Consider the following 17,994-nt stretch of genomic DNA (forward strand, 5'->3'; position numbering starts at 1 on the left):
TCGGCGAGCGTCAAGACGTCGTGCAGGGGAAAATCGATCCGTCTCGACTCTTGCGAGTGAATACTTAAGCCCTTAGATTTCTAGCGCTTGAGCAACACAGCCCACGCCCCCACCTCTTGGAGGTCCCAGATGCCGCGCATCCCAGCCGACGAGATCCTCATCGCGGGACAGTGGCGGCGCGGAGAGGGCGAGTTGGCCGAGTGCACCGACCCCGCCGACGGCACCGTCCTCGCCACCCTCCATGCGGCCTCCGAGCGCGACGTGGACGAGGCGGCGCGAGCGGCGGCCCGCGCGGCGGCCGACCCCGCCTGGCGCGACCTGCTGCCGCACGAGCGGGCGCGGCTGCTCCACCGGATCGGGGACCTGGTCGAGGAGGCGGCCGAGGAACTGGCCGCACTCCAGACCGCCGACACCGGCAAGACCCTCGCCGAGACCCGCGCCCTCGCCCACAGCGCGGCCGGCACCTTCCGCTACACGGCGGCCGCGCTGGAAACGGCCGAGGACGCCCTCACCCCCGCACGGGGCCCGTATCTGTCGCTGAGCCTCCATGAGCCCATCGGGGTGGTCGCCGCCATCAACCCCTGGAACTCGCCCGTCGCCAGCGACGCGCAGAAGCTCGCCCCGGCGCTCGCCGCGGGCAACGCCGTGCTGCTCAAGCCCGCCCAGTGGACGCCCCTGGTCTCCCTCGCCCTCGGCCGGCTGGTCAGCACGGCGCTCGCCGAACGCGGCCTGCCCGCGGCCCTGCTCTCGGTGCTGCCCGGCTCGGGGCGCACCATCGGTGCGGCGCTCGCACAGCACCCGCTGGTCGGCAGGATCGGTTTCACCGGGAGCACACGCACAGGGCGCGAACTCGCCGAGGTGGCCGCGCGGAAGCTGATTCCCGCGTCGCTGGAACTGGGCGGCAAGTCGCCGACGATCGTGCGGGCCGACGCCGACCTCGAGGCGGCCCTCGCCGGGGTGATGTTCGGCGTCTTCTCCTCCAGCGGCCAGTCGTGCGTCGCCGGGTCGCGGCTGTTCGTCGCCCGGGAGCTGTACGAGGAGTTCCTCGCCACCCTCGTGGAACGGGTGCGGGCGCTGCGCGTCGGCCCCGGCACCGCCCCGGACACCCAGGTGGCGCCGCTGGTCCACCCTCAGCACCGGGACGCCGTCGCGGCCTGGGTGCGGCTCGCCCGCCAGGAGGGCGGACGCGTGCTGTGCGGCGGCGGCGCGCCCACCGGCGAGCCCTACGACCGCGGCGCCTACTACCTGCCCACCGTCATCGACGGCCTGTCACCCACCGCGCGGGTGTGCCAGGAGGAGATCTTCGGGCCCGTCCTGGTGGCCTTCCCCTACGACGACGAGGACGATCTCGTCCGCCAGGCCGACGGCACCGTCTACGGCCTGGCCTGCGGCGTCTGGACCCGCGACCCGCTGGCCGCCTGGCGGCTCGCCCGACGGGTGGAGGCCGGAACCGTGTGGATCAACACCTACAAGCAGTTCAGCATCTCCACCCCCTTCGGCGGGTGGAAGGACAGCGGCCTGGGCACCGAGAAGGGCCGTGACGCCATCCGCGCCTACCAGCGCCAGAAGTCCGTCTACTGGGGCACTTCACAAGCCCCCCTCCCCTGGGCCTCCTGAGTCCCGCCAGGACCCGCACCGCTCATCCGTACCCGAGGAGAACGGCATGCCACACTCTCCGGCGCCCTCCGCGCCCGCCCCGCCCCTCGCGCGCCTGCGCGCGCTGCGCTCCGTCGAACTGCTCACCCCGGCCCTCACGGAGACCGCCGGCTTCTACGAGGAGGTGTGGGGCCTCCAGACCGTCGAGACCGAGCGGGGCGCGCGGTGGCTGCGCGGCACCGGTGAGGAGCACCACGCGCTCCAGCTGACCCGCTCGGACCGCACCGGTCTGGGGCGGCTCTCCTTTGCCGTGGGCACGCCCGCCGAGGTGGACGAGGCGGCCCGGCGGCTCCAGGCGCGCGGCATGGTCCCCGAAGCGGGCCCCGGGCCACTCGACCAGGTGGGCGGCGGGTACGGGCTGCGCTTTCGCGACCACGAGGGACGGCAGATCGAACTGTCGGCCGAGACCTGGGCCGTTCCGCCGCGCGGGCGGGAGGAGGCCGTGCCGGTGGGCGTGACGCACACGGTCCTCAACACCACCGACATCGACGCCTCGGTCGGCTTCTACCGCGAGGTGCTGGGCCTGCGCGTCTCGGACTGGTCCGAACACCAGATGGCCTTCCTGCGGTGCAACGCCGACCACCACTGCGTGGCCTTCAACCAGGCCGACTGGGCGTCACTCAACCACGTGGCCTACGAGATGCCGTCCGTGGACCACTTCATGCGCGGCCTCGGCCGGCTGCGGCACCACGGCGTCGTCCCGCAGTGGGGCCCTGGACGGCACGGGCCGGGGAACAACACGTTCTCCTACTTCACCGACCCCGCCGGGCTGGTGTGCGAGTACACCTCGGAGGTCGCGCAGGTCGAGGAGGACCGCTGGATCGCCAAGGTGTGGCGCCGCACACCCGAACTCTCCGACCTGTGGGGCACGGCGGGTCCGCCGTCTCCCCTGATCCGCCGCCACATGGCGGGCACCGCGGACGGCAGCCCCGTCGCACCGCCCGCCGCCGCGGGGCAGGAGGTGGCGGCATGAGCCGGCTCGCCGTGGGGCTCGTCGGCTGGGGAGCCATCGGCCGCACCGTCGGAACGGCGCTCGCCGCGGGCCGGGTGCCCGGCGCCGAACTGGTCCGGGTCGTCGACAACCGCCCCCTCGGTGACGCCGTGGCCGCCCCGCAGACCTCCGTCGAGGAGGCGCTGGCCCACTGCGACGTACTCGTGGAGGCGGCGGGTGCGGGGTTCGTCCGCGAGTGGGGCGAGCGGGTGCTGTGCGCCGGTACCGACCTGCTGGTCGCCTCCACGGGGGCGCTGACCGACGACGAGCTCGCCAAGCGGCTGCTGGCCACCACCCCTGGCCGGGTGCACTTCACCGGTGGCGCCGTCGGCGGACTCGACCTGCTCCAGGCCGCCCGCTCCATGGGCCCGCTCACCGAGGTGTCGCTGACGACCACGAAGCTGCCCGGCACCCTCGAACAGCCGTGGATGGACGAGGGGCTGCTGGCCCGGCTACGCACCGCGACAGCGCCCGTCGAGGTGATGGCGGGCACGGCCCGTGACGTGCCCGCGCACTTCCCCAGGTCCACGAACGTGGCCGCCTCCGTGGCGCTGGCCGTCGGCGACCTGGACGCCGTCCGGGTGCGCGTCGTCGCCGATCCGGACGCCACCCGCACCCGGCACGTCATCGAGGCGCACGGCCCGTTCGGCTCCTACCGCTTCGAGGTCAACCACCTGCCCGATCCCGGCAATCCGGCCACCAGCCAGGTGGTGCCCCACGCCGTGCTGCGCGGGCTGGCCGCGCTGGCCCACAGCCCGGGGCGGATCCTGTGACCGCCGCGCCCCGGCACACCGCCGCCGGCGCACCGGCCCGCCCGGCCTACGACCTGAGCGGCTTGCACGTGGCCGAGGCGGGCGCCGAGGGGCCGCTGCTGCTGTGCCTGCACGGCATCGGCTCCTCCTCCGCCTCCTTCGGACCGCAGCTGGCCGGACTCGGCGGGCACGCCCGGGTGCTCGCCTGGGACGCACCCGGCTACGCCGACTCGGCCGACCCCGAGGCGCCGTTGGACCTGGACGGCTTCGCGGACGTGGCCGCGGCGCTGCTGCGCTCGCGCGGCGCCCGCGAGGAGCCGGGCTCCCGCGCCCACGTGCTCGGCGTCTCCTGGGGCGGCGTCGTCGCCCAGCGGCTCGCCCTGCGCCACCCCTCTCTCGTGGCGTCCCTCGTGCTGGCCGACTCCACCGCCGGGTCGGGCGGCGACCCCGGCAAGGCCGAAGCCATGCGGGCCCGCGCGGCTCAGTTGCGGGAACTCGGGCCCCGGGCGTTCGCCCGGGAGCGGGCCCCGCGGCTGGTCTCGGCCGCCGCGCCCGAGGACCTGGTCCGCCGGGTCGCCGACACCATGGCCGCGGCCGTCCGGCTGCCGGGATACGGCTACGCGGCCGAGTCGATGGCCGCCACCGACCTGCGGGCCGACCTGCCCGCGCTGGCGGCGCCTGCGCTCGTGCTCTGCGGTGACCAGGACCGCGTCACGGGACCCGAGGCCTCCCAGACCCTGGCCGGCGGCATCCACCGCGCCGCCTACGTGATCGTCAAGGACGCCGGTCACCTCGCCAACCAGGAGCAGCCCGAGCGCTTCAACGCCTGGGTGCTCTCCCACCTGCACATCGTCACCGAGTAACACCGACCCCAGACCCCGCGCGACACCGACCGAAAGGACACCACCGTGCCGCTGACCACCACCGCCTACGACGGCAACGGCGACCTCGCCGCCTACACCGACTCGCTCATCGCCACCCGCGCCTCCCGCGAGCCCGACTGGGACACCCTCGCCTTCCAGGAGAAGGCCGGGCCGCAGTTCCGCCGTGCTCAGATCCGATACGTGGGCTCCGGTGCCACCGGCAACCACGAGGGCGACAACCACATACTGCCCTCGGGCGGGTTCACCTTCTCCAACATGCTGCTGCCGCCCGGCGCCGAGGGCCCCGCGCACACCCACCACGACGTCGAGGAGGCGTTCTTCGTCCTGGAGGGCGAGGTCCGCGTCGGCGTGCACCGCGGCCCTGAGGAGACCGAGTACCGTACCCTGGGGTACCGGGACATGATCGTCGTGCCCGCCGGGGTGACGCGCTCCCTCAAGAACGAGGGCGAGACCGACGCACTGTTCTGCGTCATCATCGGCACCCGGAAGCCGCAGGTGCCCTCCTACCCCGAGTACTCCCCGCTGTACGGCGTCACCCGTGACTGAGCCCCCGGCGGCAGTCCGGACGGTCGTGGTGACCGGTGCGGGCCGTGGTCTGGGGGAGGCCATGGCCCGCCGGGCGGCCCGCGACGGATTCCGCGTCGTGGTCGCGGAGGTGGACGCCGCGCGCGGCGAGGCGAGTGCCGCACGGCTGCGCGAGGAGGGGCTGGAGGCGCACGCGATCCCGTGCGACGTCGCCGACCCGGCCTCCGTCGCCGCCATGGCCGACCGCGTCGCCGCCCTCGGCCCGCTGTACGCGGTGGTCAACAACGCGGCCCTGGCCAACGGCGTGGGCGGCAGGGAGTTCCAGGAGATCGACGTCGCGGAGTTCGACCGCCTGTGGACGGTCAACGCGCGCGGCCCCTGGCTCGTCGCCAAGGCACTGTACGGGCCGCTCACCGCACACGGCGGACCCGGACGCATCGTCAACATCGCCAGCGACGCCGCTTTGTACGGGTCGCCCAGGCTGGCCCACTACCTCGCCGCCAAGGGCGCCGTGATCGCCCTCACCCGGGGGATGGCCAGGGAGCTCGGCGACCGGGGCGTCACCGTCAACGCGCTGGCGCCAGGACTCACCGAGTGCGAGGCGACCGCCTCTGTTCCCGGGGAACGGCACGGGCTCTACCGCGCGAACCGTGCCATCTCCCGTGCCCAGCAGCCCGAGGACCTGACCGGACTCCTCTCCTTCCTGCTGAGCGAGGAGTCCCGGTACATCACGGGTCAACTCCTCGCCGTCAACGGCGGCTTCACCATGCACTGACCGCATGGGCCACCCCACCCCCACTCCCCCGACCCCTTGGAGCATGCCATGGATCTCGGCCTTGCCGGCCGCGCCTACCTGGTCACCGGCGGTAGTTCGGGCGTCGGCCTGGCCACGGTCAGCGCCCTGCTGGCGGAAGGCGCACGGGTCGCCACCTGCGGCCGTGACGCCGCCCGGCTGGCCGCAGCCACCCAGGGGCTGCACGCCGAGCCCGGCGCCCTGTTCAGCGACGTGTGCGACGTACGGGACGCGGACGCGGTGGCCGCCTTCACCGACCGTGCCGCCGCCGCACTCGGCGGTCTCGACGGCCTCGTCAACAACGCGGGCCGGTCCCGCATGAAAACGCTGGACGAGACGAGCGCGGAGGACTGGCGGGACGAACTGGAGCTGAAGTTCGCCGGGATACTCCACCCCCTGCGCGCGGCCCGGCCCCATCTGCGGGCCTCGGACGCGGGCAGTGTCGTCAACGTCAACGCCGTCCTCGCCAAGCAGCCCGAGCCCCGGCTGATCACCACCAGCGCGGCCCGCGCCGGCATCCTCAACCTCTCCAAGTCCCTGTCCAGCGAGCTGGCCGGCGAAGGAATCCGGGTCAACTCGGTGTGTTTGGGACTGATCGACACAGGACAGTGGACCAGACGGCACGCCGCGGCGGACTCCGGCCTGACCTACGCGGACTGGCAGGCCGAACTCGCCGCCGACCGGGGTGTCGCACTCGGCCGCCTCGGCAGCGCGGAGGAGGTCGCCTACGCCGTGATCGCGCTGCTGTCCCCCCGCGCCTCCTACATCACCGGCACCAGCCTGGACGTCTGCGGCGGAGTCGGCCGCGGCGTCCTGTGACCCTGCGAGGAGCACCCTGCATGCGTTACGACAACGGAGGCGAGCTGCTGGTCGCCGTCCTGCGAGAACTCGGCGTCGAGGTGGTCTTCGGAATCGTCAGCGTGCACAACCTGCCGCTGGTCGAGGCCGTCGACCGGGAACTGCGGTTCGTGCCCGTACGGCACGAGGCGAGCGCCGTCAACGCGGCCGACGCCTACGGCCGCGCCCGCGGCGGCCTCGGCTGCGCCCTCACCTCCACGGGGACCGGCGCGGGCAACGCCGCCGGATCCCTCATCGAGTCCCTCAGCGCGGGCGCGTCCGTACTGCACGTCACCGGGCAGATCGAAAGCCGCTACCTGGGCGGCGGCCGGGGCTTCATCCACGAGACCAGGGACCAGCTGGGCATGTTGCGGGCCGTCTGTGCCCACGCCGCCACCGTCGGACCGGCCGACGACGCGGGGCGGGTGCTGCGCGCCGCGGCGGCTGCCGCGCTGGCCACCCCCGGTGGGCCGGCCAGCGTCGAGTGGCCCATCGACCTCCAGTACGCCCGGCAGACCGACCGGAGCGAGCCGCCCGCGCGAGCGGCGCTCCCCCACCCCGCCGACGGCGGGCTGCGGGCCGCGGCCGAAGCACTGGCCACCGCCGACCGCCCCCTGGTGTGGGCGGGCGGCGGCGCGGCCCGCGCGGGACGGCAGCTGCGCACCCTGCTGGAGGCGACCGGCGCCGGGCTGCTGACCTCCAACTCCGGGCGCGGCGCAGTGCCCGAGGACCATCCGCAGGTCATCGGCAACTTCGCCACCGCTCCCGCGGCCCGCGCCCTGCTGTCCGACGCGGACGTGCTGCTCAGCGTCGGCACCCACTTCCGCTCCAACGAGACCGCCGACTACGCCCTCGCCCTGCCCGACACGCACGTCCAGATCGACGCCGACGCCGCCGCGCTGGGCCGCGTCTACCCGGTGACGCACCCGCTGCACGGCGACGCGGCCCGCGTCCTGACCGCGCTGACCGACGCACTGCCAGGCACGCTGCCAGGCACACTGCCCGACGGCGCGCGCCCGCAGGAGAGCTGGGGCGCCCGCGTGCGCGGCGTACGCGCCGACGTGCGCGCCGCGCTGCACGACTCCCTGGGACCCCAGGCCGCCGTCTGCGACGCGCTGCGCGCCGCGCTGCCGCGCCGGGCCGTGGTCGCACGGGACGTCACCATCCCCTCCTCCAGCTGGGGCAACCGGCTGCTGGAGCTCTACGACCCGCGCGACAACCTCTTCCCGCGCGGCGGCGGCATCGGCCAGGGTCTGGGCATGGGCATCGGCGCCGCGCTGGCCCGCCCGCACGAGCCGACCGTGGTGGTGGCCGGGGACGGAGGCCTCGCCGTGCACCTGGGCGAACTGCTCACCCTCGCGCAGGAACGCCCGCGCCTGACGCTCCTCGTCTTCAACGACGGCGGCTACGGAGTGCTGCGCAACATGCAGGACGCGTACGCCGAGCGCCGCAGCGGCGTCGACCTGTGCACCCCCGACTTCGCCGGGCTCGCGGCCGCCTGCGGACTGCCGTACGCACGCGTCGCCGCGCCCGAGGAGGCCGCACCGGTCATCGGCGAGGCCGTCGCGGCGCACGGACCCACGCTCGTGGAGGTCGACCTGATGGCGCTCGGCCCCATGAAGACCCCGTTCACCCCACCCGTCAAGATCCCCGCCACAGGTGCGTGAGGAGGCCGGCCATGACCGATGCCACCGGGCCCGACCCGGCCGAGGACGGCGACGCCGTCCCGCTCGAACTGCTCGTCCACCGCATGACCTGGGAGGCCGACGGCGTCCTCTCCCTCGAACTCGTCCACCCCGACGGCAAGCCGCTGCCCGCCTGGACCCCCGGCGCCCACCTGGAGGTGTCGGCCGGGGGACACACGCGCCAGTACTCGCTGTGCGGAGACCCCCGCGACACCGGCCGCTACCGGATCGGCGTCCTGGACGAGCCGGCCTCGCGCGGCGGTTCGCGGCACATCCACACCGCGCTGCGCCCCGGCCACACGGTGACCGCGCACGGCCCGCGCAACCACTTCGCGCTGGAGGACGCCGAGGCCTACGTCTTCCTCGCCGGTGGCATCGGCATCACCCCGATCCTCGCCATGGCCCGCGAAGCCGACCGCCGCGGCGTGCCGTACACCCTCGTGCACGGTGGCCGCACCCGGACCTCGATGGCGTTCGGCGCGGAGCTGGAGGCCCTGCGCGGCGGCACCGTACGGCGCGTACCGCAGGACGAGCAGGGCCACATCGACCTTCGGGCAGCACTCGGACACCTCTTTGAGGGCACGCTCGTCTACTGCTGCGGCCCCGAGGGGCTGCTGGCCGCCGCCGAGGAGGCCTGCCCGCCGGGGCGGCTGCGCGTGGAAAGGTTCGCGGCACCCGTCGGCGGACAAGCCGGGGCCCAAGGCGGCGACGAGGCGGCCTTCGAGGTCGAGTGCCGCGCCTCCGGGGTCACCCTCGACATCGCAGCGGACACCTCCATCCTCGACGCCGCGGAGGCCGCGGGGCTGCCCGTCGCCAGCTCCTGCCGCGACGGCATCTGCGGCACCTGCGAGACCCGGGTCCTCGACGGCACGCCCGACCACCGCGACTTCCTCCTCAGCGAAGCCGAACAGGCCGCGAACACCACGATGATGATCTGCGTCTCGCGGTGCGCCTCGGACCGGCTCGTTCTCGACATGTGACCCCTTCACCTCTTCGACCCCGCTGGAGACAGCCCATGAGCACCGCAGAGCACGCCTGGCCCTCCCTGGACGTCCACCAGTCCCGCAGCCACGAGCCCACCCCCTACGAGGGGAAGCTCGCCCGCACCCTGGAGGAGGTCTTCACCCAGGACGGGCACGAGCTGGCCGACGTCGTCGCCGGGCTCAACGCCCGCCAGGTCCACACCCCCGACGGGCAGCCGTGGACCGAGGAGACCTTCACCGCCGAGATGCACCGCCTGGGAGCCTGACCATGAAGTACACCCCGCTGTCCACCGCCGCGGACGCCGAGCACATCTACGCCAACGGGCTGCGCAACCAGTGGCACCCGGTCGTGCCCTCCCACTTCGTACGCCCCGGCGGACTACGCAAGGTCACGGCCCTCGGCGAGAACTGGCTGCTGTTCCGCCGCGCCGACGGCACCCTCGCCATGCTCGCCGACCGCTGCCCCCACCGCGGGGCTCCGCTCTCCCTGGGCCGGCACCTGGGCGACCGTATCGCCTGCTGGTACCACGGTGTCGAGGTCGACGGGGGCGGGACCGTCACCTCCGTCCCCGGGCTGCCGGGCTGTGCGCTGGAGGGCCGCACGCTGGTGACCTCGCTGCCGGTGCGGGAGATCGGCGGGGCGATCCTCGCCTACTTCGGGGACGAGGAGCACCCCGAGCCGGTCCGGCTCACCCTGCCCGAGCCGCTGACCGACCCCGAGGTCTCCTCGTTCCTGTGCTACGCCGAGTGGGAGGTCCCCTGGCGGTACGCCATGGAGAACCTGCTGGACCCGATGCACGGCGCCTTCCTGCACCACGAGTCGCACACCATGTACGACGGCGACACCACGGCGAAGTTCCGCATCAGGGAGACCGAGCGGGGCTACTTCTTCGAGAAGACCGACCAGCGCGGCGTCAACTTCGACTGGGTCGAACTGTGCCGCACGGGCGTCGACTGGGTCGACCTGTCGATTCCCTACCCGCCCTCGGCAGGACCCGGCGGCCCGTTCGGCATCGTCGGGATGGCCTGCCCCGTCGACGCCGGGCGCACCGGGGTCTTCTTCTGGCGCTATCGCCGCGTCTCCGGCTGGCAGCGCGACACCTGGCACTTCCTCTACCGCACCCTGATCGAGGAGCGGCACTGGCAGGTACTGGAACAGGACCGCGCGATGCTGGAGGCGATGCCGCGCGACGCCGACCAGCGCGAGAACCTCTACCAGCACGACCTCGGCGTCGTCCGGCTGCGCCGGCTCTACCAGGGCCAGGCCAGGGAGCAGGCGGGCCGGGCAGGACAGCAGGCGGACCAGGTGAGGGAGCGGCCCGCGACGAGCGGGGCTCAGGTGTCCGCGGCGCCCTCGGGAACCTCCGCGTCCAACAGGGAGCGTTCCAGCTTGGACAGCAGCCGGGCCAACTGACGGCGCTCGGCGGGTGAGAGGCCGCCGAGCATCCGGCGCTCGTTGTCCAGATGCTCGGCGAACACCTCATCCACCGTGGCCAGCCCCGCGTCCGTGAGCCGCGAGTAGACGATGCGCCGGTCCTCGGCGTCCCGCTCGCGCACCAGCAGCCCGTCCTTCTCCAGCCGGTCGATCCGCAGCGTCACGCCCGCCGAGGAGACCAGCCCGGAGTCGGCCAGTTGCCCCGCCGTCAGCCGGTAGGGCGCACCGGCCCTGCGCAGCGCCGTCAGTACGTCGAACCCGGCCACCGAGAGGCCGTGCCGCTCGATGGGGCCCTGCATCCGGGCGCTGTAGTGCAGGAAGGAACGGTGCAGCCGGGCGAGCACCTCGAGCGGGGCGGTGTCCAGGTCGGGTCGCTCACGCGCCCAGTCCTCGACGATCCCCGCCACCGCGTCGCGCCGCCCCGCGGCCTTGCCCGCCGCCATACCGCCCCCTCGCCTCGTGTCCGTGACAGCGAGGAAATCTTAGCCCCTAAGTTTCGGCGGCCGACCGCCGCGAGGGCGCGCGTGCGGCACGGCGCCGGGCTGACGCGGGCGTGAGATGGTGGCGGGCGGCGCTCGCCCGGGCGAGGCGAAGCGCTCACCCGAAGACGACGCGACGCGCTCGCTCAGACGATGGTCAAGAGCGTCACGGCCGACGGCAGCTCCTCGCCCGAGGCCCCGCGGAAGGTGACGGTGAGTTCGTGCTCCCCCGCGGCGGCCGAGGCGGTGTCAACGGTGACCCGCGCGGACTGCGACCGCGTCCTCTCGGCCCGCAGGGTGCCCTCGGCGGGGTGCACCGAGACGCCCCGCTCGGCCCGCGCCCGCCAGCTGACCGTGTGCCCGGTGAAGTCGACGTCCTGGGCCGTCACCGTGAGTGTGGCCCTCTCGCCCCGCTCGACGGTCAGCGTCCCCGGGCTGAGGAACCCGGTCGCGGGCGCCCGGTAGGCGTCGGCGATCATCTGCCGCAGCCGCGCGTCGTCGTAGGGCAGTTCGCCGTCCTTCGTCCAGCGCCGCTGGGCGGGGACACCGGGCAGGCACACCCCGGCGAAGCGGTCGCCCAGCACCAGCGTCCGGTATCTCTCCCTTGCCTGCCGCGCCTCGGGGGCGTCCGGGTCCGCCAGGACGCCGATCTCCATGTCCGCCACGGCGATCCGCGCGTTGCGGGCCCACCTGTCCAAGACCAGCCGTGCGCCCGCGTCCTCGGCCCGCTCCGCGGCTTCCTCCACCGCGTCGAGGGCGTCGCGGTAGGCCTCCAGCAGCCGCGCCGCTCCCTGGGCCCCGCCGTGCGCGTCAGGGTCCAGCCGGGTCAGCTCCAGACAGCGGCGTACGGCGGGGGCCGCGCCGGACCCGAAGCGCGCCTCCAGGTAGCCGTCGAGATATCCGCCGGCGTCCAGCGTGGTGTCCCAGGCGAGGGCGGCCACCAGGTTCTGCACGGGTTCGTACGGCACCCAGTCGGCCGGCTCGCAGTACATGCCGGTGCCGTCGAGGCCCAGGCCGTCCTCGAACGCCGCGTCCGCGGCGATCACCTCCAGCGGGTGCACCGGCAGGCTGCGCCACCGGTAGCGGCGGTAGTACTCGTACATCGACAGCGTCCCGCGGAAGCTGGAGCGCCACTCCCGCAGGTGCCGGGCGGCTTCGGCGTTGCCCGGGGTGCCGGGGTCGTCCAGCGGGGCGGTGTAGCTGCGGCCGATCGGTGCGAAGTCCACCAGGACACGCGGATCGCAGGCGTAGTCGGGGTCGGGCGGGCTGAGAGTGGAGGCGTAGGCGATGCGCTCCACCCGTACCCCGGGCAGCTGTTCGTGGACCGCCGCGGCCAGCTTGTTCACGACGACGGACTCGGCGTTCGACGCGGTTCCGTACCTGTCGAGGATCGCGTCCTGGAACGCGGGCACATCCGGCGGCCAGCAGTCGAACACCGAGATCTCCGGGCGCGCGCGCAGGTAGGCGAGCACCTTGTCGACGTAGGCATCGAGTGCGCGCGGCTCGTGGATGTCGAAGACGGGGCCACCGGTGCGGTAGAACTCGGGATACTCGTCGGGCGGCAGGAAGCTGTCGTACCCGTGGCCGCCCACCTCGATCCGCATGCCGCGCCTGCCCGCCTCCTGGACGACGGCCGGCCGCACGTGGTCGTACCGGGTGACACCGAGCCCCAGGTAGTCGGTGGGGAAGACCAGCGTGTTGAGGCGGTTCTTGGCCATCCAGTCGATGAGGGGCGGCAGGGTGGCCAGGGTGTGGCTGTAGCCCTCCTCCGCGTACTGGCGGCGCATCTCCCACGCGGGCGCGTCGACCAGCCGCCGGGCGGGCAACGCCAGGTCCCGGGCGCGGGGCACGTGCTCGCTGTGGCCCTCGTACGCCGGGAAACCGGGGGCGAAGAACCGTACGCCGCACTGTTCGAGCAGCGCGTAGACCGCGTACAGCGGGGCGCGGTCGCCCAGGCCGGTGAGCAGGGCCCACCGTGCGTCGCAGAGCACGGCCAGGGTGTCTTGCGGCCGGTCCGCCAGGTGGCGTCCCGCCTCCGCCAGCCGGCCGGCGGGGAGCGTGGCCGCCCCGTCGCCGGCCCCGGAGCGCAGGGCCACCACGCCGGTCACCCCCTCCGGGGCCTGGCGGTCGGCGAGCCGTGCCCGCTGGAGCGGCAGCCGTACGCCTGTCATGCGGTGCACGTAGGCGCGCAGTTCCGAGGCGGCGAACCGGGCGCTTCCCTGCCCCCACCACAGGACGGCTGCCCTGGCGCGGCCGCCGGCCACCAGGGGCAGTCGTGTCCGGTCGGCGGCCACGGCTCGCCCGGCCACGGCCGGGGCCGTCTGGAGTGCGGTGGCTCCGGCCAGCCCGGCGGCTCCGGCGACGAAGCCGCGGCGCCGTACGCCTCCCGCCCGAGGTGTCACGCTCATCTCGTCACGCCCTTCCCTGTCGGTGCCGTGGCGGCTCGTGCGTACAGGTCTTGCAGGTAGTAGTCGTCCGGGTCCTCGCGCCCGGGGAGCCGTGTCATCTCGTGGAAGACCTGGGCCAGCGCGTCGAACCACCGCTGGAGGGTGCCCTCGCGCCCCAGATCGGTCTTCTCCCGCGAGGTCAGCAACTGCACGTGTCGGGTGGAGCCGGCCGTCCGGGAGGCGGGCACGTCCAGGAAGTCGGCCACGACCTTCTCGGAGGCGGCGGGGTGGCGCACGATCCAGTCGTTGGCCCGCCGCAGCACACCCACCACCTCGGTCACCAGTTCCGGGTCCCGGGAGGCGAGTTCCGGCTGGGTGACGAAGACGTTGGGGAAGGTCATCTTCGGGGAGAAGTCCTGTGTCCTGACGATCTCGCGCAGTCCCGGCACCTGGTCGCGCATGGTGTCGACGAGTGGATACCAGGTGGCCGCCGCGTCGACGTTTCCGGAGGAGACGGCCGTCACGACCGTGCCGGCGTCCATGCCGATCTTCGTGATGTCGGACGTCTTCAGGCCCGCCCTCCGCAGCGCCAGATGCAGGATCATGTCGCCGGACGTGCCCTCGGCGACGGCGACCTTCTTGCCCTTCAGGTCCGCGGCCGTGCGGATACCCGAACCCGGGCGCGCGACGACGCGGTCGGCCTGCCCCAGCATGTTGACGGCGATGACGGGCGCACGGCCCGTGGCCGACATCCACAGCGCACCCGGGCCGAGATAGCCGAAGTCGAGGTCTTCTGAGCCCAGCGCCTGCACCTGGAGCGGCCCGTTCGTGAACCGCTTCAGGCGAGGGGTCAGGCCCGTCCCGCGCCACAGCCCCCGCTTCTGCGCGACGGCGAGGGCAGCCGCTCCGCTGTAGTCCGCGGTGTAGCCGAAGGTGACCTCTCCCCGCGCGTGCCGGCTCGCGGCCTCGTCCCCGCCACAGCCGGTGACGGCGCCCGCCACCAGCAGCAGCGCGAGGACCAGCGCACCCGGAAGGCTCCTGGTACGGATCGTCACCGTCCGGCCTCCTCGCTCGACGCGTCCGGCCGCGGACCGCCCGGCGGGGTGCTCCGCTCGTGCGGCGAGGCGCCGGGTGCGTGCGCCGGGTCGGCCGGCGTGGCACCCGGCGCGTGCGGCCGGTCGTCGCCCGAGGCGCTCGGCGGGTCGAGGTGGCCGCGCTCCGGGCCGGGCTGGTGGTGCACCGCGCTCCACACGCGCCCCCGCAACGCGGCGAAGCGGGCCGACAGGCGCATCTCCTCCGTGCGCGGGTAGGGCAGGTCGACGTGCACCTGTTCGTGTACGCGCCCGGGTCGCGCCGCCATGACGACGACCCGCCCGGCCAGGTAGACGGCCTCGTCCACGTCGTGGGTGATGAACAGGACGGTGCGCCGTCTCCGGCCCCACGTCCGCAGCAGCGCGTCCTGCATCCGCACCCTGGTCAGCGCGTCCAGAGCGCCGAACGGCTCGTCCATGAGCAGCACTTTCGGGTCGACGGCGTAGGCGCGGGCGAGGGCGCAGCGCTGCTTCATGCCTCCGGAGAGCGTCTTGGGAAGCTGCCCGGCGCAGTCGCTGAGGCCGACCAGTTCCAGGACCTGCCGGGCCCGCCGCACCCTCTCGGCCTTTGTGACCCCGGCGAGTTTGAGTCCGTACTCGACGTTCGCCGCGACGGTCATCCACGGGAAGAGCGCGTACTGCTGGAAGATCACGCCGCGTTCCGGTGAAGGGCCAGCCACGGCGTGTCCGTCCACGGACACCGTGCCCGCGTCCGCCTCCAGCAGCCCGGCCGCGAGGTTGAGCAGCGTGCTCTTGCCGCAGCCCGACGGGCCGACGACGGTGACGAACTCGCCGTCGGCGATGTCGAGATCGACGCCGTCCAGCGCCCGTACGGCCGCCCTCCCCTTGACCGGGAACTCCCTGGTGACCTGGCGGAAACTGATACTGGACACCGGCTACCTCCGCTCCTGCCAGTGGGTCAGCCGTCGCTCGGCGAGCAGCAGCCCCCGGTCCATGACGAGCCCGAGCGCCCCGATGACGAGCAGCTGCACGAAGATCGTGGGCAGGTCGTAGAAGATCTGCGCCTGCTGCATACGGGAGCCGAGGCCGCCCTGGGCCGCGATGAGTTCGGCCGCCACGACCGTCGCCCACGCGGCGCCCAGCCCCACCCGCATGCCGACGGCGATGTAGGGCGTGGAGGCGGGTACGACGACGCCGCGGAAGACCTGGAGGTCGCGCGCGCCCAGCACCCGGGCGGCGTTGACGAGGGTGACGTCGACGGCGACCACGCCCTGGTAGGTGGACACGACGCAGGACAGGAACGCGGCGAGGAAGATCACGAACACCTTCGGTGTCTCACCGATACCCATCAGCACGATCGCCGGCGGGATGATCGCCAGCGGGGGCACCATCCGCAGGAAGTGCAGCCACGGCTCCACCACGCGCCGGACCACGGGGTACCAGCCCATGACGAACCCCGCGGGAACGGCCAGTGCCACCCCCAGCACGTAGCCGGTCAGTACCCTGCGCAGGCTCGCCACGATGTCCGCGCCCAGTGTCCCGTCCGCCGCCAGCTGCCACCCGCGCCGCAGCACCGACGAGGGACCCGGCAGGTTGTCGACGACTCCGCCCGCGAGTGCGCTCCACACGGCCAGCCCCGCCACGACGGAGCACGCACCCAGCGCCAGTGCACCGGCAGGACCCGCGAGCAGGCGGCGGGGCGGCAGCGCCCGCCGGGGCACGGGCGGGCTGCTCATGCCCCGCCCTCCGCACCGCGCGGGCGCGGGTGCCCGGGCCCCCGCAGCCGGCCGCCCTGCTCGACGGGCCCGGCCTCGTGCGCGACCTGAGCCGCGACGCCGTCGACGTCCTCGGCGCGCCCGTCTCCGATGTCGGCCATGTAGCTCATCCAGGTGTAGGCGGGGTCGCCGCGGCGCAGCAGCTCGCGGTACAGCCGCACCGTCAACTCCCGCCGCACCCGCGCGTAGGCGGGGGCCTCGTAGACGTTGTGGAGTTCGTGGGGATCGGTGGCCAGGTCGTAGAGCTCGTGGACGCTCTCGGGGTTGTGCACGAGCTTGTGGCGGCTGTCCCTGATCATGCGCTGCGCGTAGGGGAAATGGTGTCCGTGGAACTCGGTGACGACCTGGTCCCTGACGCCGTCCACGGGCGCAGCTCCTCGCAGCAGCGGCAGCAGGCTGTCGCCGTCGCACTGCTCGGGCGGCTCCTGTCCTGAGAGTTCGAGCACGGTGGGATGGAGATCGATGAGCGTGGCGAATTCTTCCCGCACCTGCGGGGGCGCGCCGGGTACGCGGACGATTCCGGGGATCCGGTAGATGTCCTCGTACATCGCGGGCCCCTTGTCGTGGAGGCGGTGGGCGCCGGTGAACTCGCCGTGGTCCGCGGTGAAGACGACTGTCGTCTCGTCCGCGAGGCCGTGGTCGCGCAGCGCGTCGAGCACCCGCCCGACCTGCCGGTCGATCATGGTGACGTAGCCCCAGTAGACGGCGATCAGCTTGCGCCAGGCGTCGGGGTCGAACGCGTCGGTGGACCAGTAGTCGCGGTAGCGGCGCTGCACCTCGGGCTTCCCTGCGAAGGTCTCCGCCATGGAGGGGGGCAGGGGCACGTCCGCCGGGTCGTACAGGTCGTAGAACTCGTCGGGGACGAGGTAGGGCAGGTGGGGGCCGTACCAGTGGCAGGAGAGCATGAAGGGGGTGCCGGTCCGCTTCCAGGCGTCGGCGTACGTCTCCAGCAGTTCCAGGGTGCGCTCGGTCAAGAACGCCTCGACGGTGGCCTCGGCCGGTTGCCGCAGTCGGCCGGCGAGCAGGTGGCCGCGCCCTGTGCCGTTGTCGGCGGTGCCGAAGACCGGTTCCCGCACGGCGAAGGGCGGATGGCCGTGCGCCTTCAGCCACTCCTCGTAGGAGGGGTGGTGGAACGGGTTGAGGGCGCCGGGCAGGTGTTCGCCGTCGAGCCCGTAGTACTCGGGGCCGCGCGTGCGGCCGATGTGCCACTTGCCGACGTGGCCGACGTGGTGGCCGCCTTCCCGCAGCCGCTGCCACAGCATCGGGTGGTCGTCTCGCAGTTCGTCCCTTCCGCCGCCGTTGCGCTCCGGGTTGACGAGCAGGCCGTGGCGGAAAGGGTGCAGGCCGGTGGCGAGGGAGGCGCGGGCGGGTGTGCAGATGGCCGTCGGTGTGTAGAAGCGGTCGAACCGGGTGCCGTCGGCGGCCAGTGCGTCGATGGCCGGGGTGTCGACCACGCTGTTGCCGTAACAGCCGAGTGTGTCCACCCGGTGCTGGTCGGTCATCAGGAACAGGACGTTGCGAGGTGCCACGGTGCCGCCCTTTCTCAGGTCGCGCCGAGCTGGTGCGGGCGTTTCGGGGTCGCTGTGCCGGATCGCCGCCGGGCGCCACCTGGTCCTGCGGGGGGGGGCAGGCGGCGGGCCCGGGTGCCGACGCCGTCCGAGCGGTCGGCGTACGGCGATTGACGGTGAACCTCCCACCGCCCCGACTTTCCGTCAACCCTCCGGAAAAAATTGAGGTCGGGTGTCTCCCCCGCGTTGACG

Annotated in this window: 16 protein-coding genes and 1 pseudogene; 11 read left to right on the forward strand and 6 right to left on the reverse strand. The window is 73.5% G+C overall.

The genetic code is table 11. The features are described 5' to 3' along the window. Positions 1-129: 129 nt before the first annotated feature. Genes MMF93_RS01830 through MMF93_RS01880 form a run of 11 tightly spaced genes read left to right on the forward strand, consistent with a single transcriptional unit; the run spans position 130 to position 10,520 of the window. On the forward strand, positions 130-1,617 hold the full coding sequence (locus tag MMF93_RS01830) for an aldehyde dehydrogenase family protein (RefSeq protein ID WP_242748893.1): 1,488 nt from the start codon (positions 130-132) through the stop codon (positions 1,615-1,617). A gap of 46 nt (positions 1,618-1,663) precedes the next feature. Beyond that, a complete protein-coding gene (locus tag MMF93_RS01835; RefSeq protein WP_242748894.1) occupies positions 1,664-2,629 on the forward strand; it encodes a VOC family protein in 966 nt (321 codons plus the stop codon). Beyond that, a complete protein-coding gene (locus tag MMF93_RS01840) occupies positions 2,626-3,420 on the forward strand; it encodes an aspartate dehydrogenase domain-containing protein (RefSeq protein WP_242748897.1) in 795 nt (264 codons plus the stop codon). Before MMF93_RS01835 ends, MMF93_RS01840 begins: the two co-directional genes overlap by 4 nt. Beyond that, positions 3,417-4,262: an alpha/beta fold hydrolase gene (locus MMF93_RS01845; protein WP_423835334.1), complete on the forward strand. Its 846-nt coding sequence runs from the start codon at positions 3,417-3,419 to the stop codon at positions 4,260-4,262. The genes MMF93_RS01840 and MMF93_RS01845 overlap by 4 nt, the downstream gene beginning before the upstream one ends. Positions 4,263-4,307: 45 nt before the next feature. Next, on the forward strand, positions 4,308-4,829 hold the full coding sequence (locus MMF93_RS01850) for a cupin domain-containing protein (RefSeq protein WP_242748899.1): 522 nt from the start codon (positions 4,308-4,310) through the stop codon (positions 4,827-4,829). Next, the gene (locus MMF93_RS01855; protein ID WP_274709419.1) at positions 4,822-5,583 is read left to right on the forward strand and encodes an SDR family oxidoreductase; all 762 of its coding nucleotides are present in this window, start codon (positions 4,822-4,824) and stop codon (positions 5,581-5,583) included. Before MMF93_RS01850 ends, MMF93_RS01855 begins: the two co-directional genes overlap by 8 nt. Positions 5,584-5,631: 48 nt before the next feature. Then, on the forward strand, positions 5,632-6,420 hold the full coding sequence (locus tag MMF93_RS01860; protein WP_242748902.1) for an SDR family oxidoreductase: 789 nt from the start codon (positions 5,632-5,634) through the stop codon (positions 6,418-6,420). Positions 6,421-6,440: 20 nt separating this feature from the next. After that, the gene (locus MMF93_RS01865; RefSeq protein WP_242748905.1) at positions 6,441-8,105 is read left to right on the forward strand and encodes a thiamine pyrophosphate-binding protein; all 1,665 of its coding nucleotides are present in this window, start codon (positions 6,441-6,443) and stop codon (positions 8,103-8,105) included. A gap of 11 nt (positions 8,106-8,116) precedes the next feature. Then, entirely contained in the window at positions 8,117-9,103 is a 987-nt protein-coding gene (locus MMF93_RS01870; RefSeq protein WP_242748908.1) for a PDR/VanB family oxidoreductase, read from the forward strand. A 35-nt stretch (positions 9,104-9,138) separates the two neighbouring features. Next, a complete protein-coding gene (locus MMF93_RS01875) occupies positions 9,139-9,372 on the forward strand; it encodes a recombinase-like helix-turn-helix domain-containing protein (protein ID WP_242748911.1) in 234 nt (77 codons plus the stop codon). 2 nt (positions 9,373-9,374) lie between these two features. Continuing rightward, positions 9,375-10,520, forward strand: coding sequence for an aromatic ring-hydroxylating oxygenase subunit alpha (locus MMF93_RS01880; protein ID WP_242748914.1), 1,146 nt, complete (start codon positions 9,375-9,377; stop codon positions 10,518-10,520). On the opposite strand, the gene MMF93_RS01885 is transcribed toward MMF93_RS01880, so the two are convergent. From MMF93_RS01885 to MMF93_RS01910, 6 genes and pseudogenes are all read right to left on the reverse strand, one after another. After that, on the reverse strand, positions 10,442-10,984 hold the full coding sequence (locus tag MMF93_RS01885) for a MarR family winged helix-turn-helix transcriptional regulator (protein ID WP_242748917.1): 543 nt from the start codon (positions 10,982-10,984) through the stop codon (positions 10,442-10,444). The genes MMF93_RS01880 and MMF93_RS01885 overlap by 79 nt on opposite strands. Positions 10,985-11,166: 182 nt before the next feature. Then, positions 11,167-13,428 (reverse strand): DUF4838 domain-containing protein, encoded by a 2,262-nt coding sequence (locus tag MMF93_RS01890; protein ID WP_242748920.1) that lies wholly within the window; start codon positions 13,426-13,428, stop codon positions 11,167-11,169. Continuing rightward, on the reverse strand, positions 13,425-14,462 hold the full coding sequence (locus MMF93_RS01895) for an aliphatic sulfonate ABC transporter substrate-binding protein (protein WP_242748923.1): 1,038 nt from the start codon (positions 14,460-14,462) through the stop codon (positions 13,425-13,427). Before MMF93_RS01895 ends, MMF93_RS01890 begins: the two co-directional genes overlap by 4 nt. A 173-nt stretch (positions 14,463-14,635) precedes the next feature. Then, positions 14,636-15,391, reverse strand: a pseudogene (locus MMF93_RS01900) (ABC transporter ATP-binding protein); the annotation flags it as partial. 3 nt (positions 15,392-15,394) lie between these two features. Next, complete coding sequence (locus tag MMF93_RS01905; protein ID WP_242748926.1) at positions 15,395-16,195, reverse strand: ABC transporter permease; 801 nt, start codon at positions 16,193-16,195, stop codon at positions 15,395-15,397. After that, on the reverse strand, positions 16,192-17,763 hold the full coding sequence (locus MMF93_RS01910) for a sulfatase family protein (protein WP_242748928.1): 1,572 nt from the start codon (positions 17,761-17,763) through the stop codon (positions 16,192-16,194). The genes MMF93_RS01905 and MMF93_RS01910 overlap by 4 nt, the downstream gene beginning before the upstream one ends. Between the last annotated feature and the right edge of the window lie 231 nt (positions 17,764-17,994).

The sequence above is a fragment of the Streptomyces tubbatahanensis genome, assembly GCF_022699385.1.
Lineage (GTDB): Bacteria > Actinomycetota > Actinomycetes > Streptomycetales > Streptomycetaceae > Streptomyces > Streptomyces diacarni.

Coding starts and splice junctions, on each gene's coding strand:
- MMF93_RS01830 (WP_242748893.1), top strand. CDS start 130: ATGCCGCGCATCCCAGCCGACGAGATCCTCATCGCGGGACAGTGGCGG.
- MMF93_RS01835 (WP_242748894.1), top strand. CDS start 1,664: ATGCCACACTCTCCGGCGCCCTCCGCGCCCGCCCCGCCCCTCGCGCGC.
- MMF93_RS01840 (WP_242748897.1), top strand. CDS start 2,626: ATGAGCCGGCTCGCCGTGGGGCTCGTCGGCTGGGGAGCCATCGGCCGC.
- MMF93_RS01860 (WP_242748902.1), top strand. CDS start 5,632: ATGGATCTCGGCCTTGCCGGCCGCGCCTACCTGGTCACCGGCGGTAGT.
- MMF93_RS01865 (WP_242748905.1), top strand. CDS start 6,441: ATGCGTTACGACAACGGAGGCGAGCTGCTGGTCGCCGTCCTGCGAGAA.
- MMF93_RS01870 (WP_242748908.1), top strand. CDS start 8,117: ATGACCGATGCCACCGGGCCCGACCCGGCCGAGGACGGCGACGCCGTC.
- MMF93_RS01875 (WP_242748911.1), top strand. CDS start 9,139: ATGAGCACCGCAGAGCACGCCTGGCCCTCCCTGGACGTCCACCAGTCC.
- MMF93_RS01880 (WP_242748914.1), top strand. CDS start 9,375: ATGAAGTACACCCCGCTGTCCACCGCCGCGGACGCCGAGCACATCTAC.
- MMF93_RS01885 (WP_242748917.1), bottom strand. CDS start 10,984: ATGGCGGCGGGCAAGGCCGCGGGGCGGCGCGACGCGGTGGCGGGGATC.
- MMF93_RS01890 (WP_242748920.1), bottom strand. CDS start 13,428: ATGAGCGTGACACCTCGGGCGGGAGGCGTACGGCGCCGCGGCTTCGTC.
- MMF93_RS01905 (WP_242748926.1), bottom strand. CDS start 16,195: ATGAGCAGCCCGCCCGTGCCCCGGCGGGCGCTGCCGCCCCGCCGCCTG.